Below are 13,858 nucleotides of genomic sequence, written 5' to 3'. Positions count from 1 at the left end.
AGGTAGTAGTTGAAGCCAAGGGATAGACGATGGTTAATTATGATAACGTATTTGACGCATTGACGGCCAGCCACCGACGACAGTTACTAGTAAAATTACTCTCAATCCCCCAATACGTCTCAAAACCGTCTGGCATTTCTCGAGAGATTGCAGAAGCGGACGAGAACCTACTTCAGAGACATCTATCCAGTTCTCGAACGATTGCAGAAGTGGATGAGTACTCGGTCAGTATGCACCACATCCATCTTCCTAAATTAGCAAAGTACGGATTCATCGTGTGGAGTCAAGATGACGATCTCGTCGTACGAGGCCACCGTTTTGACGAGATAATACCTCATCTCAAACTATTGGCTGAACAGCAGGATGGACGCCGCACAAAAGATCCAGTCGTTACAAAAGGTCCCGTCGTAACCAAGCGTCGGTGAGAACCGAAATAACATATCGCATCACAGCTGCGATACTGAAGGAGTGTTGCCCCAAGTTGCTCCTTCGGCCCCAACCACGTTGTGGGGCAGCCACTGTGTTATACCATCCCGCGCTATAAAAACCGAGTGTTCACAAACGGCGTTCAGGTACTCGTCAATTCATTTACTCCGATACAGATGGGGGGTTGGATAACAGATATCTGCGGATTTGAGCCAAAGATACGATACTAAGCGATACTCGCTTCGCCTGTACTGAACGGCAACGTTCAGTGGCTACTATACGTGTGCGTATTGATCGATGGAATCGTTATCTGATTGTGCTCACTGAGATGGCTTCTCTATAGATCCTGTCTCTGGATTCTTCTTGCGTTTGGATAGGCGAGAGGTTCAATTGGTTCGCTGCCGAATAAGACGACATGGTCGATGATCCATTAAACAACCTCGACCGTCGGATCCTTCATCTGTTACAGATCGACGCCCGTGGTGCCAGCGACACGGACATTGCCGACGAAACTGACGTGACCGGGACGACCATCCATAATCGGATCAAGCAACTCGAGGAACAAGGGGTCATTCTCGGGTATAACCCGGAAATCAATTACGAGGCGGCAGGCTACCCGATGCGTGTCCTGTTTATTTGTTCGACCGAACTTTCCCGACGGTCAGAAATGGCGAAAGAGGCTCTCGAAGTCCGGGGCGTCGTCAATGTGCGGGAGATGCTGGCCGGCGAGGAGAACCTCCACGTCGAAGTCGTGGCCGAAGCGACCTCCGACGTCAAGGAAAGCACCGAACAGTTAGACGAACTGGGCCTGCAGATCGTGACGAGCAACATTCTGGCGGAGGAACATGCCCAACCGTGGAATCACTTCCACCAGGAGATTGCCGGCGAGCCTGACACGCTCTCAGAAAGCGAGTCTACTGAGAGATAGCCTGCGCCAGTAAGGCATTAGTAGTTGGACTAGTCAACTGCCCCGCGCACGGTGGCGCGGGGCTTGTCATTGAAAATTTGGTGGCGGTGCTTGACTGATAATCCTTGTTTTGCTTGGGAAAGTCAATCAATCACCGCGCTCACCTTGAAAATATCAAAGGTATAAAATTATAGTCAAAGAAACACTATACCTCTCCAGCCTAACCGATAGATGATGGCACCACTGAATACATCACGACTGAACGAGACCTTCGATCTCTTGACGCATCCGCACCGGCGATACGTGTTGTATCATCTGCGAACAAAAGTCAGGGACGTTGGCATCGAGACGCTTGCAGCCGCGATCGCCGATTGGAACGAGGCACACTCAAGGATGGAACGGGCTAGTCATATTGACAAAATCAAAACGGCGTTGTATCACACCCACCTCCCGAAACTTGCGGATGCCGGCTTCATTACAGTTGACACGACTATGGATTCCATTGGACTCGCAAGAACGGACGGACTTGACCGGTTTCTCGCCGACGCGGCCCGTATTGATGGGTACGGTCACATCGCCGCTGACGGGACGCTAACAAGAGCATGAGTGAGCAAAGTAGTGAGCACGGCGATGGAGAAGAGATGGCGGCAACTCATTGGGAATTTGACGTTGACCAAGAGGATCCGGCAATCGACGTAGTAGCGGTAGTTGCGGAACTCGAGGGGAAGGATGGTATCGACCTGCCGCCTATATACAACACTATAGACCACCTCATTGAGAAGTTGTTTTCCGAGCCGCCCGCTGCAGAGTCCCAAGCAGTCATTCAGTTCTCGTATGAAGGGTATCGGATCAACCTAAATCAGGACGGTCAAGCGACGTTTATGAAGATTGCCGGTGGTGAGTAAGGGACCACAGTACTCGCGAATCCGAGGACTATCCTTCCGAAGGCCCCACGAGCTTGAATTAGAGGGGCCAATGAGTAGCAGTCACTCATCTCAGTATGGGAGAATGAGAATAGTAACCTCACGTGACCCTCCTTGGAGAACATGGTGAGCCGTCCCCACCATCTGATATGCCACGAAGGGCCTCAAACGCCTACTCTCTCAGAACTCGGCAGACGAAAATTGGATAGGGTACAGAATGCACGCGCTCAACATCAGCTGTGATATCGAGTGATGGTTACACACACTGTGCGTACCACCGACAATCGGAACCATATCACGCTCTGAAAATTCCAAAGCGTCGCTTCGACAGATTCTGGACGACCCCTCGCGGACGGCACCATTTTGGGGCCGGCCCTCGAGTCGTCGTCTATGAAGGTCCATCACGTTACGGAGGCGGCGGAGACGTTCACCTGTAACGCGTTTCTGGTAGTCGGTGAGGAAACCACGCTGGTCGACGCCGGTGCCTGGGACGGCGTCGTCGACGAGGTTCGATCACACACTGACGACGTCGACAACGTCGTCATGACCCACCAACACGGCGATCACGTCGCCCAACTCGAGGCCGTCGTCGACGCGTTCGATCCCGACGTGTACGCCTACGACGACCACCCCACGCGCACCCACGAACTCGCGGACGGCGACGCGGTGTCGATCGGCGGCGAGTCGTTCGACGTGGTCTACACGCCGGGCCACGCCGACGACCACGTCTCGTTTGTCTCCGATTCGTCGCTGTTTTCGGGCGACGTCGTCGTCCACGACGACGGCGCATTCGACTACGGGAGCTTCGGTCGCACCGACATGGCCGGCCAGTCCCGCGACCGACTCATCGAGAGCATTCGGGAGCTGCTCGAGCGCATGCCTGATCGTATCGAACACCTGTACGCGGGCCACGGCGGCGTCTTCCACGGCGACGTACGAGACGTGGTCGAAACGGCGCTCGAGCGGGCCGAAAAGCGGGAGCCGAAGTATCCCAACGAGTAGCAACGCGAACAATAGCCGTTCGTTCGAGCGTCGAAATGTTTGATTTCATACGGTTGGAGAGTGGTCGCCTGCTGGCCATAACACCTAATTTGCTATAGTAATTGTCTAGTTGTATGTCCAACGACGTGGGGGTCGTTTCGGATATCGCACACGGGAGCGATAGCGCCGAGTGCAGAATTCGAACCGATGGTGGTGCCAGCGACGGTCGCGACAGAGAAGGGGTGGACCAGCTGTTGAGTCTCCTCGCCACGCACCGCCGGCGGCACGCGCTCTACTATCTACGCGAACTCGAGGTCGCCACCGTCGACGAGTTGGCGAGGCTCGTCACCGACGAACCGAGTCCACTCGCGGAGTCGGCGGATCTCGACGACCGAATCGAAGAGACGAAACTCGCCTTGAGACACGTCGACCTGCCGAAGCTCACGGCGAGGGATATCGTCGAGTACGATCGCCGAAGCGGGACGGTTCGTTATCGACAGCCGTCAGCCCGACTGACGACGCTCCTCGACTGCTGTGCCGAACTGGAAGAGACACCGTTTACATCCGACTGAGCGCTCTCGCTGGACGATATCGGCTCGACTCGAGAAGGCGGTTTCGACCGGGTCGATTATGCGGCGCGGGCCTCTTTCGCTTTCGGTCGGAGCTTCGCGTAGCCGCACTTGCGACAGCGTTTGGCCTTCTGTGAGTTGCGGGCGTTACAGCGCATGCAGATCATCTTCTCAAGCGTTCGTTTTTCCGCGGCGTCGAAACTGGCCATACCGGTCGTTGATCGGTCGCACATATAACCGCTGTGGTCCTGCGACTGCGAAAACGTCGGACAGCACCGACTGTCTCTGAGACGGAGCGGGACACTGGTCGTAGAGCCCGTCTCGAAGGGGGAAGCGACCAGCCTGTGAGAAGACTGGACACTGTACCGACGGAGCGGCTGATGGACGGCGTATTCGGTGTCGCCGTGTCCCGATCGTCGGCGGATCACTCGTCGATCGGTTCGTTGCTCGGCTCCTCGTCGGCCAGGTAGTCGTCCTGTACCGCGACGATCTCGCTCGAGTCCGCACACTCGCTGTAGCGGCGCAGGGGTTCCTCGTTGAGCGTGAGAAAGGTCTCGCCCCAGCGGAACGGCTCGAGGAGGTCCTCGGCGCGGTCGTACGCGTCGAAGATACAGCACGCGGCGGCCAGCGCCTCGACGGTCGTCAGCCGGAACGGGCGGCCGTAGTTGACCGGATTCGCGGCGACGAGAAAGGGGAGCGCCCGGTGGACGCCGTTCATCCGAAACGAGGCGGCTTCGGCGGACTCCCACGAGCAGTCGAGCGCGACGACCGTTCCGAGCCCGTCCGCGACGTCGGCCGGCGAGAGCGCCTGGTCGGCGTGGGGGTTGAGAACGACGCCGTAGGGCACCTGCTCCATCCGTCGGTAGAGGGTGGCCTTATCGAACTTCTCGAGGCGACGCGCGGTGCACTTCTTCGGGTCGTCGTCGCCTTCGTAGTAGACGTGACACTCCACACGGTCCGTAGGGACAGCCGAGAGAAAAGCCATGTGGAACGCGCCGAAACGGGACCCGCACCCGGCCTCGAGACCCGCGAGCGGCCCCGCTCTTCGCGATCGAGCTCAGTCCTCGTGGATCGTTTCGCCGCGGTTGAGCCGCGAGGCGATGGAGAACGTCTGTTCTGCCTCCCGACGCGTGGGGAAGTGTGCCGCCATGTAGCGAGCGGTTGCGATCATCGGCACGCGCCGCCGTCGCTCGAGGTCGACGGCCGGTCCGGAACCGTCGTCACAATCGCCGCCTTCGCCTGCGTCGGCGAGATCGAACTGCCGGAACGCCGCTTCGAGGCTCTGCAACGTGTGAAAGCCTGAATCTTCGCGCAGCAGTCCGTGGCCGAGCGTTCGTTTCAGCGCCGCGGCATCGCCGCCGCAGTCGAAGTACTCGGCGACGAGTCGGCCGGCCTCGTTGACCTCCCCTTCGGTGTCGAACGTCTCCAGTAGGTCCCCGAGAATCGCATCCGGTTCGCGGTCGGTTTCGTTCTCCCCGACCGCCGGAATCGGTACGGGCGGCGTGTTGAGGAAGCGATCGAGGTAGACGTTGAGTGCGGCGTCGAAGACGCCGCGATAGCACTCGACGGCGTCCGTCCGACGGGCGAATTGGTGGGCCGCGTTCGCGTACGTGAACGTGTGGTGGACGGTGTTCCAGTCGCTGAACTCGTTTGCGGTACCGAACTGGGCGACGCGCGTCGCGGCGGCGTGGGCCACTTCGGCGGCGAGTGCCTCGCTGGTCGCACCCTCCCGAACGGCGTCGGCGAGCGCGTCGACGACGGCTTCGGGGTTGTCCCCGAGCAGGATCGCCTGAAACTCCTCCGGAGGGGTCCACGTCTCGTCCACCCCTTCTCGAACGAGTGCCTCGAGACCGCGCGTCTCGCTCACGTCCCCGCCGTAGACGTCCTCGAGCAGCGCGACGAGATCCACCGGCTGTCGCCAGGCGGATCGCTCGTCGCTGCGGCTGGCGGTGACGAGCGGCTCGACGAGGCTCGCGAGCGCCCGGTCGGCGTGGTCCCAGCCGGCGTGCTCGAGGCTCTCGAACGCCGTGTTGGCGAAGTCGAGGACGTGGCCGGTCGAGAGGTACGGATGGTCGGTCGCGCCGGCGACGATCAGTTCGGCGAGTTCGGCTTCGGAACGTCCGGACGCGACGGCAGTGCGAAGACAGCGTTCCGCTCCGTCGCGGTCCCGAACCTCGACGCAGTCGCGGAACCACGACTTCAGGCGGTCGAAGGGGACGTCCTCGGTCGAGAACGACGGTTGGTCAAAGTGTGGCGGTTCGCCCGCGCAGTCGCTCGCGACGTGCCGGACGCCGGTGTAGAGCGCTCGCTTCCGGTCCTCGGGTGCGAGGTCGTCGATCACGTTCGCCATGCAGCCCAGAATCGTCAGCCCGGAGCCCCAGCCCGATTCCCGGTACCGAGCGCCGAACTCGAGCGTCGTCGCCGTCGGCTCCCGGTGGTCGACGCCGGCGTCGAGCAGTCCGATCGTCGACTTCGCGACGACGAGTCGGAGGTTCTCCTCAAGGCCGGTCTCGAGGCGGTCGGCCCAGTGTTCGGCCGGCGGCAGCTCGCGGGGCGGATTCGGGTTCACGTAGACCGTGTCGTCCCGAATCTCCGTAGGATACGTCTGTACGTCGTCGGCCCACGGGTCGAAGGTGTCGCCACAGGAGAGTTCGAACCGCGCGTGGTGCCAGTGGCAGGTGAGGATGCCGTTGTCGACGGTGCCCTCGACCAGCGGGAACCCCATGTGGGGACAGCGGTTGTTCACGGCTCGAATCTCGCCTTCGTGGTGAAATACGGCCAGCGGCGTCCCGTCGATGCTCACCAGTTCGCGTCCGGTCTCCTCGAGGTCGGCCACGGAGACGGCCGCCCGAAAATCGTCCGTCGATGCCATGTGTGACCCGTCGACACACGCACGTGTAAGCGTTCGCTGAAACGAGTTACGGTAACGAAGCTGATATCTTCCCGGAACGGTCGTCTCGACCCCGGACGGGAGCGGCCGACAGAACTGTACCCTTTTGACCGTCGCACCGAAACGGTGGTCGTATGGAGCCGGAAGCCCTCGTTCGGCAGTACTACGACGCGCTCGACCGCCACGAGTACGGCGTCCTCGAGGACGTCCTCGCGCCCGAGTTCGTCCAAAAACGACCCGACCGAACGTTCGAGGACCGCAAATCGTTCGTCCGGTTCATGCGCGAAGATCGGCCGAATCCCGACACCAACCACGAACTCGAGGGGGTGATCGCCGACGGCGAGCGGGCCGCCGCCCGCGGACGCGTTCGAGACGGGGAGCGAGTGCTGTTCGAGTTCGCGGATTTCTTCGAGTGTGCGGACGGCCGAATCGTCAGGCTCGAGACCTACTCGCGGTGACGCGGCGGCGCTCGCCGTATCGTCCGAACGGGGCTCAAAAAGGGAAGATTAGCAGAACTGAACCCAGTAGGTGTGTCCGTTCGAGCACGTTACTTTCGTTTGTTCGCCGAACGCTGCGACGGAGCGACTGGGTTTCGGTTCGACGTCGTCACCGGGGAGTGAAATACTCGAACGGGTGGCACACTCCGGGCACTTGACCTGGTATATCGCTGTTGTTTGCATTGCTGTTCGCCGTGGTATAGTATGACACTAAACTACATAACCAATTCTCAGGCGCGCTGGCTATTTCGGAGGCGGTCCGGTCGAGCCGTGTCTTGCACGAGCGCCTGCCGGAGTGTCAGCGACACTGCTCGGCGTCGGCCCTCGCTCAAGCCGAACAGTTGTTCGGCCCTAACTCGAGTTCCGTTCGCTCTTCCGGCGGACTCTCGGCGATTCCGCGATTCAGGTCGATGATCTCCTCGTAGTTCACGGGCTTCTCGCCGGCGTCGGCCATCCGCTCGACGAAGGCGTCCTCCTCGAGTCCGAGCAGGTCGATCCCCGTCCGCGCGTCGCGGACGGTCGTCGCGATCGGTTCGCCCGGCGACCCATGCTCGAACTCGCCGTCGGCGGTGACGGTGACGTGGCCCGGCAGAACGGTGATCCCCTCCGGTTCGGCCAGCAGGGTACGGTGCAGCGTCTCGTAGAGCATCCGGGCCCCTCGCTCCCCCTCGTCCTCGCTGAACTCGAGTTCCGTCCGACCCACGGAATCGACGTGCAGGGTATCGGCGGTCAGCAGCGCCGCGTCGTCGACGAGAATATTGATCATCTCGCTGGTGTGTCCCGGCGCGATCACGGCCTTGACCGCGAGGTCGCCGACGTCCAGTACCTCGTTTCGCTCGAGCGGCGTGTACGCGACCTCGACGCCGCGCTCCGCGGCGCGGGCACCGAGGTAGTAGGGGACCTCGAGACGGTCGGCGAGGTCGCGCCCGCCGGAGATGTGATCGGCGTGGACGTGGGTGTCGATCACGCCCGTGATCGAGAGACCGGCCTCCTCGGCGGCGATCTCGAACTCGTCGACGTCGCCGGTCGGATCGACGACGACGGCCTCGCCCGTCGCCTCGCAGCCGACGACGTACCCCAGACAGCCCTTCGCGCGCCGTTGGATCTGGACGATCCTCAGTGCGTCGCCGCCGGCGTCGATCTCGACGTGGTCGTAGACGCCGCTCCAGCCCTTCATCCCGCCCTCGACGGTCTGGACGTCGTAGGCGTCGGTGGCCGACTCGAGTTGGATCGCCAGATTCCCCGAGGAGATCCCCTTCGCGCAGGTGGTGATCACCCGGTCGGCGTCGCCGACCAGTTCCTCGAACTCCTCTGTGCGGCCGTCCAGTTCCTCCTCGGGACCGAACGGGAAGTGCAACGCCCCGGAGATGTGCCAGGCCTCGTAGCTGTCTTCGGGACGGGTATCGACGAGGGTGAACGCCGCGTCGTCGTCGATGAGTTCCGCGAGTCGGTCTGCAGAGAGCGTCGTGACCATAGCCGTCCGTACGCCACCGCGCGACGTAAATCCCGCCACGGCGTTTCTCGCCGCTACACGCCGACCACGGATACCGTGGCTCTCTGCCGCGACACCCTCGAGCAATGGGGATCGTAATTCGTCCCGTCACGAGCGGTCAAATATCGGCATTGTTGACTCGAGATCGATGTCACAATTATTAGGTTCATTCGACTGCAATCCGTTCGTAACGAATGTCATCGATACGCCGAATACTGCGCGGGCTGTTGGCCAGCGTCGTCGGAATCGTCGTCGTCGGACTCCTCGCGACCATCGTCTTCACAGTCGCCATCTTCGTCGTTTCGACCGGGGCCGGGCTCGCCGGCTACGACCCCAGCGCGGACTTCGTCGTCCTCGCCGCGGCGCTGGTCGTCGTCTCCGTGATTCTCACGGGTGGATTCACGCCGCGACTCTCGAGCGGCGGTTCGGACGACGATTCGAATGACTCATTCGACGACCGAACGTTCAACTGATGTGGTAGCGCGGAGTCCCCTTCTGCTCACGGCTTTGCCGTTCGCACGGTCAGCGGAACCGAAGGTTCCGCACTACCCGCAAGGAACGAGTGAATCGAGTGAGGAGGGAGGGGAAGGTGACCCGAGCCACGGATCGACAACTGGCCTCTGGGTGGCTGCCCAACGCGACCGTCCGTCCCGACCGATAGAGGTTCATTTATCTGAAAGACGATCGAAGTGTCAGTATGTCCCTCTCCGATTCGGTCACTGCCGCTATCGCCGCGCTCCGTCGCCGGCCGTCCGATCTCCTGCCGTGGTACCTGCTCGGGGCTGCCGTCCCCGCCATCGTCCGTCTCGTTCCGTTTCTCGCGATCGCCGTCGGGTTCGTCTACCTCGAGACCACCGGCCGACTCGCGACGATTCAGGACCACCTGCAGGGAATCGAGGGTCAGCCGCCGGATCCCGAGGCCGACCAGGAGGCGTTCGACGAGTGGATGAGCGGCTTCGAACCCGTCTTCGAGCAGGTGTTCACGCCCGAGATAGTCGCGCTCGTCCTCGTGACGATCGGGCTGTCGTTCCTGCTGTTTCTCGTCCTCTTCCCGATCGTCAGCGCCGGACAGCTCACCGCCTGTAGCGCCCGGCTGATCGACAGGCGCGGCCTAACCGCCGGTATCGCCGGTGCGCGCCGCTACTGGCTGCGGTTTCTCGGCCTGTACGTCCTCGAGTTCCTGGCGTGTATCGCGGTGTTGCTCACGATCGGGACGATGGTGTTCGTCGTCGCCGTGGTCGCGCTGGCGGCGACCGGTGCGGGGGTGGTCGCCGGACTGATCGCGCTCGTGGCGGTGCTCGTCCTGTTCGTCGCGCTCGCGGCCGTTCGAGCGCTGTTCGCGTTCGCGCCGGTCGCCGTCGTCGTCGACGACGCGACCGCGCTCGGCTCGCTTTCCAACACCCTCGCGTTCGTCCGCGCCCGGCCGGTCGGCGCGGGATTCTACTACGCCGTCTCGCTCGGAACGATGCTCGCGATTTCGGCCGTCTCGGGCGTGTTGTTGCTCGTCGACGTGATGGCGTTCACCTCGCTCGTCACGGCCTTGCTCGTCTTCCCCTTCCTCGACCTCCTGAAGACGGCCCTCTACAACGACTACCGCGGCCGACTGCGACCGCCGACGAAACCCGAGCGATCGGCTCGCGGGCAGTTCCGGGCCGGCGTTCGCCGCGGCTGGAACGAGATGGTCGCGTTCGTCCGCGCGACGCCCGGAACGCACGCGCTCGTCGTCGTCCTCGCGTTCGCCAGCTTCTGGGTCGGCTGGGAGGCCGCCGAACCCCTCGCCGGAACCGTCGAGACCTCGATCTCGGCCCGCCTCGAGGGCCACATTCCGCCGGCGGCGGCGCTGGAGTTCTTCGGGAACAACTGGATGGTCGCGCTTACGACGGCCTTCTCGGGCGTCGCGTTCGTCCTCCCAGCGGTCGCCTCGCTGCTGTTCAACGGCGTTTTCATGGGCGTCTACGGCCGCACCGAGGCCGAACCGATGGAACTCCTCGCGTTCGTGATACCCCACGGCATCCTCGAGATTCCGGCCATCTTCATCGCAACGGCGGTCGGCATCTGGCTGGGGCGTATCGGCTGGCGGGCCTTTCGCGGGCGAGCGACGCGAGCCGAGTTCGCGGACGCGCTCGAGCGCGCGTTCTGGGTGCTCGTCGGCGTCGGCATCCTGCTCGCGGTCGCGGGAGTCATCGAGGGGTTCCTGAGCCCGTACTACTTCCGGTTATTCCTCTGAGGGCGTCGAACGCGTCTCGTCGCAGACCGCCCGCTCTCGTCGTCGGCCGAGCCGAGATGAAGTGACAGATACCTTCATAGAACGACGGCCGTTCGAACCCAGTGCTTGCTGGTGGACACCGAACCAATAAAGACGAACGGGTCCGTCTGCAGGCACATGACGACGACGCTCGGAACGGCGAGCGCTGATCCCGGCGAGATCGACACGGGCCGTCTCGAGGTGGGGGAGACACGGGATGGGTCGCCGTTCGGTCTGCCGGTCGCCGTAATCAACGGCGAACGGCCGGGAAAGACGCTGTACATGCAGGCCGCGAGCGACGGGGACGAACTCAACGGGATCGGCGTTATCCAGCGCGTCGTTCCGAAACTCGACCCCGCGGAACTCGCGGGAACGATCCTGATCACCGGGATCGTCAACTACCACGCCTTTCAGATCGCCGAACACCGCAACCCGATCGACGACACGAAGATGAACCGGGCCTATCCCGGCAACGAGACCGGAACCTCGAGCGAGCGGATCGCAGCTGCGACGTACGAGGCGGCGACGCGAGCCGATCTGATCCTCGACCTCCACCAGGGATCGACCAGTCGAATGATCGACGAGGTCCGCGTTCGCTGTGGCAAACGCCACCGACTCCACAAGGACTGTCTCGAACTGGCGAAGGTGTTCGGCTGTGGCCACATTTTGGATCAGAAGGGGCCGGACGGCCAACTCGCCCGTGCGGCGCCTGACGAGGGGATCCCGACCGTCGATCCCGAACTCGGCGGAGCCGTCGGCTGGGACGAGGTGAGCATCCAGAAGGGGGTCGACGGCGTCTTCAACGTCCTCACTCACTACGGCTTTCTCGACGGGAGCGTCGACGTCGACGAGCAGACCCGCGCTCGCGGGTTCGAACAGTACGGTGCACCGAGCGGCGGACTCGTGTCGTTCCGAACGGAGCTGGGCGATCGGGTCCGGAGCGGCGAGACGTTGTTCGACGTGACGACACCGTTCGGCGAACCGAAAGCCGAAGTGACGGCCGACAGCGACGGAATCCTCTGGCGCACGCGGCGACTTCCACAGGTCGCCACGGGCGAGTACGTTTGCTCCGTCGCCACCGACATCGACAACTACTAACATGCCTGCCGATCTCACCTGTCCGAACTGCGACGTCGTCTACGAAGCCGGACCGAACGAGCCGTGGCGCTGTAACTGCGGCCACGCCCTCGAGTTCACCGAACGGCCACATCCACAGGGCGACCCGCTTCCGCTACACAGCTTAGATACTACTGAGGGGCTCTGGACGTTCTTCGAGTTTCTGCCGATCGAGAAACACGTAACCTTTCACGAGGGCTTTACGCCGCTCGTCGAGGCCCCCGAGTGGGACGCCCAGTTCAAACTCGAGTACGTCTTCCCGACGGGCTCGTTCAAGGATCGCGGGGCGACGACGACGCTCTCTCGAGCCGTCGAACTCGGCGTCGACAAGGTCATCGAGGACTCCTCGGGGAACGCCGGAGCCGCCATCGCGACCTACGCGGCCCGCGCCGGCATCGAGGCGGACATCTACGTCCCGGCGGACGTCAAGCAGTCGAAACTGATGACGATCCAGCGGGCCGACGCCCGCCCGGTTCGGATCGAGGGGAGCCGTCAGGACGTGACCGACGCCTGTATCGACGCCGTGGAGGGTGGCGAGGGCTGGTACGCCAGCCACGCCTGGAACCCGGCGTTCTACGCGGGTACGATGACGTTCGCGTTCGAAATCGCCGCCCAGCAGGGCTGGACCGTCCCCGACGCGGTCGTGCTCCCGATCGGCCACGGGACGCTCTTCCTCGGTGCCTATCGCGGCTTCTCGCTGCTCGAAGAAGCCGGAATTACCGACGGTATGCCCCAACTGCTCGGCGCACAGGCGGCGGGCTACGCACCCATCGTGGACGAACTCGGCGGTGCGACAACCGACGAGGACGGTGAGGGGACGGACATCGCCGACGGCATCAAAATCACCGAACCCGCTCGCAAGGACGAAATTCTCGCGGCCATCGAGGCGACCGATGGCGACGCCATCGCGCTCGGCTCGGATCCGGTCGAAACGGCACTCGATCGGCTCCACCGCGGCGGGTTCTACGTCGAACCCACCTGCGCGGTCGCGCCCGCAGCGCTGGAGGAGTATCGGGAGCGGAGCGCGCTCGAGGAGGACGCGGACGTCGTCGTGCCGCTGACGGGAAGCGGTCTGAAGACGCTATAACTCACCATCTCTCGGCCCGATCGGATTGCAAACGCTTTGATACCCCCAGTGCCGACACCATCGTAGATGGTCAGCCGTCCAGCCGAGTTCTGCCCGCACTGTGGTGATTCCCTCGAGACGACCGCGTTCGACGGCCGCGAGCGCGAGCGCTGTCCGACCTGCGAGGACGTGATCTGGCACAACCCGGTCCCCTGTGCGAGCGTCGCGGTCGTCGACCGATCGGGTGACACCCCTGCGGTGCTCTGCGTCGAGCGGGCCGTCCCGCCGGGTGTCGGCGACTGGACGATTCCCGGCGGCCACATGGAGGTCGGCGAGGCTCCCGAGACCGCAGCGGTTCGCGAACTCGAGGAGGAAACTGGCGTCGTCCTCGACCCCAACTCGCTCGAACTCCTCGACGCGACGACGATGCCGCCGCGGGACGGCAAACACGTGCTGACGGTTCATTACGTCGCGGATCGGGCCGACGCGACGGGCGAGCCGACGGCCGGCAGCGACGCGAGCGCGGCCCGGTTCTGGTCGCCAGGCGAGTTCGACGCGTCGGGGGAAGCGTTCCGACCGATCCACGAACGGCGATTTCGCCAAGCGGCTGTGTGGTTCGAGTGACGGTTCCGCGGGGTTGGGTGTGGTTCGAGTGACGGTTCCGCGAGGCCGTACTGTGTCAACGAACGGATACGTTATCGGTCCGAGTCGAGATCAGGGGATTCAATAGCGGTCCGACCCAGCAT

At 62.8% G+C, this 13,858-nt stretch carries 17 protein-coding genes; 12 read left to right on the top strand and 5 right to left on the bottom strand.

Going from position 1 to position 13,858, the window contains the following annotated elements:
* Nucleotides 1-29 precede the first annotated feature (29 nt).
* The 6 genes from ACSFC5_RS02540 to ACSFC5_RS02515 all read left to right on the top strand — a co-directional run bounded on the left by ACSFC5_RS02540 (nt 30) and on the right by ACSFC5_RS02515 (nt 3,809).
* Nucleotides 30-425: a DUF7344 domain-containing protein gene (locus ACSFC5_RS02540; protein ID WP_440763695.1), complete on the top strand. Its 396-nt coding sequence runs from the start codon at nt 30-32 to the stop codon at nt 423-425.
* Between the two features lie 416 nt (nt 426-841).
* Entirely contained in the window at nt 842-1,354 is a 513-nt protein-coding gene (locus ACSFC5_RS02535; protein ID WP_440763694.1) for an Lrp/AsnC family transcriptional regulator, read from the top strand.
* A 213-nt stretch (nt 1,355-1,567) separates the two neighbouring features.
* Nucleotides 1,568-1,939, top strand: a complete 372-nt coding sequence (locus ACSFC5_RS02530) for a DUF7344 domain-containing protein (RefSeq protein ID WP_440763693.1) — start codon at nt 1,568-1,570, stop codon at nt 1,937-1,939.
* Nucleotides 1,936-2,238: a HalOD1 output domain-containing protein gene (locus ACSFC5_RS02525; protein ID WP_440763692.1), complete on the top strand. Its 303-nt coding sequence runs from the start codon at nt 1,936-1,938 to the stop codon at nt 2,236-2,238. The genes ACSFC5_RS02530 and ACSFC5_RS02525 overlap by 4 nt, the downstream gene beginning before the upstream one ends.
* 408 nt (nt 2,239-2,646) lie before the next feature.
* Nucleotides 2,647-3,258, top strand: a complete 612-nt coding sequence (locus ACSFC5_RS02520; protein ID WP_440763691.1) for an MBL fold metallo-hydrolase — start codon at nt 2,647-2,649, stop codon at nt 3,256-3,258.
* A gap of 113 nt (nt 3,259-3,371) precedes the next feature.
* Nucleotides 3,372-3,809 carry a DUF7344 domain-containing protein gene (locus ACSFC5_RS02515; protein WP_440763690.1) on the top strand — a complete coding sequence of 146 codons (438 nt, stop codon included), beginning with the start codon at nt 3,372-3,374 and terminating at the stop codon, nt 3,807-3,809.
* 56 nt (nt 3,810-3,865) lie between these two features.
* On the opposite strand, the gene ACSFC5_RS02510 is transcribed toward ACSFC5_RS02515, so the two are convergent.
* From ACSFC5_RS02510 to ACSFC5_RS02500, 3 genes are all read right to left on the bottom strand, one after another.
* Nucleotides 3,866-4,015 (bottom strand): 50S ribosomal protein L40e, encoded by a 150-nt coding sequence (locus tag ACSFC5_RS02510; RefSeq protein ID WP_019991865.1) that lies wholly within the window; start codon nt 4,013-4,015, stop codon nt 3,866-3,868.
* Nucleotides 4,016-4,230: 215 nt separating this feature from the next.
* Nucleotides 4,231-4,758 (bottom strand): DUF367 family protein, encoded by a 528-nt coding sequence (locus ACSFC5_RS02505; protein WP_440763689.1) that lies wholly within the window; start codon nt 4,756-4,758, stop codon nt 4,231-4,233.
* Between the two features lie 105 nt (nt 4,759-4,863).
* Nucleotides 4,864-6,678 (bottom strand): Rieske (2Fe-2S) protein, encoded by a 1,815-nt coding sequence (locus ACSFC5_RS02500; RefSeq protein ID WP_440763688.1) that lies wholly within the window; start codon nt 6,676-6,678, stop codon nt 4,864-4,866.
* 152 nt (nt 6,679-6,830) lie between these two features.
* On the opposite strand from ACSFC5_RS02500, the gene ACSFC5_RS02495 reads away from it, so the two are divergent.
* Nucleotides 6,831-7,154 (top strand): nuclear transport factor 2 family protein, encoded by a 324-nt coding sequence (locus ACSFC5_RS02495; protein WP_440763687.1) that lies wholly within the window; start codon nt 6,831-6,833, stop codon nt 7,152-7,154.
* Between the two features lie 48 nt (nt 7,155-7,202).
* Here the strand turns inward: ACSFC5_RS02495 and ACSFC5_RS02490 are convergent, their stop codons facing one another.
* A complete protein-coding gene (locus tag ACSFC5_RS02490; RefSeq protein ID WP_440763686.1) occupies nt 7,203-7,376 on the bottom strand; it encodes a hypothetical protein in 174 nt (57 codons plus the stop codon).
* A 145-nt stretch (nt 7,377-7,521) separates the two neighbouring features.
* A complete protein-coding gene (locus ACSFC5_RS02485) occupies nt 7,522-8,667 on the bottom strand; it encodes an MBL fold metallo-hydrolase (RefSeq protein ID WP_440763685.1) in 1,146 nt (381 codons plus the stop codon).
* Nucleotides 8,668-8,879: 212 nt separating this feature from the next.
* Here ACSFC5_RS02485 and ACSFC5_RS02480 point away from each other — a divergent pair, with 212 nt between their 5' ends.
* The 5 genes from ACSFC5_RS02480 (at nt 8,880) to ACSFC5_RS02460 (ending at nt 13,736) form a co-directional block, all read left to right on the top strand.
* Nucleotides 8,880-9,158: a hypothetical protein gene (locus ACSFC5_RS02480; RefSeq protein WP_440763684.1), complete on the top strand. Its 279-nt coding sequence runs from the start codon at nt 8,880-8,882 to the stop codon at nt 9,156-9,158.
* Nucleotides 9,159-9,382: 224 nt separating this feature from the next.
* A complete protein-coding gene (locus ACSFC5_RS02475; protein WP_440763683.1) occupies nt 9,383-10,912 on the top strand; it encodes a stage II sporulation protein M in 1,530 nt (509 codons plus the stop codon).
* A 156-nt stretch (nt 10,913-11,068) separates the two neighbouring features.
* On the top strand, nt 11,069-12,028 hold the full coding sequence (locus ACSFC5_RS02470) for a succinylglutamate desuccinylase/aspartoacylase family protein (protein WP_440763682.1): 960 nt from the start codon (nt 11,069-11,071) through the stop codon (nt 12,026-12,028).
* Between the two features lies 1 nt (nt 12,029).
* Nucleotides 12,030-13,133: a pyridoxal-phosphate dependent enzyme gene (locus tag ACSFC5_RS02465; protein WP_440763681.1), complete on the top strand. Its 1,104-nt coding sequence runs from the start codon at nt 12,030-12,032 to the stop codon at nt 13,131-13,133.
* Nucleotides 13,134-13,199: 66 nt separating this feature from the next.
* Nucleotides 13,200-13,736 (top strand): NUDIX domain-containing protein, encoded by a 537-nt coding sequence (locus ACSFC5_RS02460; RefSeq protein WP_440763680.1) that lies wholly within the window; start codon nt 13,200-13,202, stop codon nt 13,734-13,736.
* The last annotated feature ends 122 nt before the right edge of the window (nt 13,737-13,858 follow it).

This window comes from Natronorubrum marinum (genome assembly GCF_052040125.1).
Lineage (GTDB): Archaea > Halobacteriota > Halobacteria > Halobacteriales > Natrialbaceae > Natronorubrum.
This window is presented reverse-complemented; position numbering and strand designations above follow the sequence as displayed.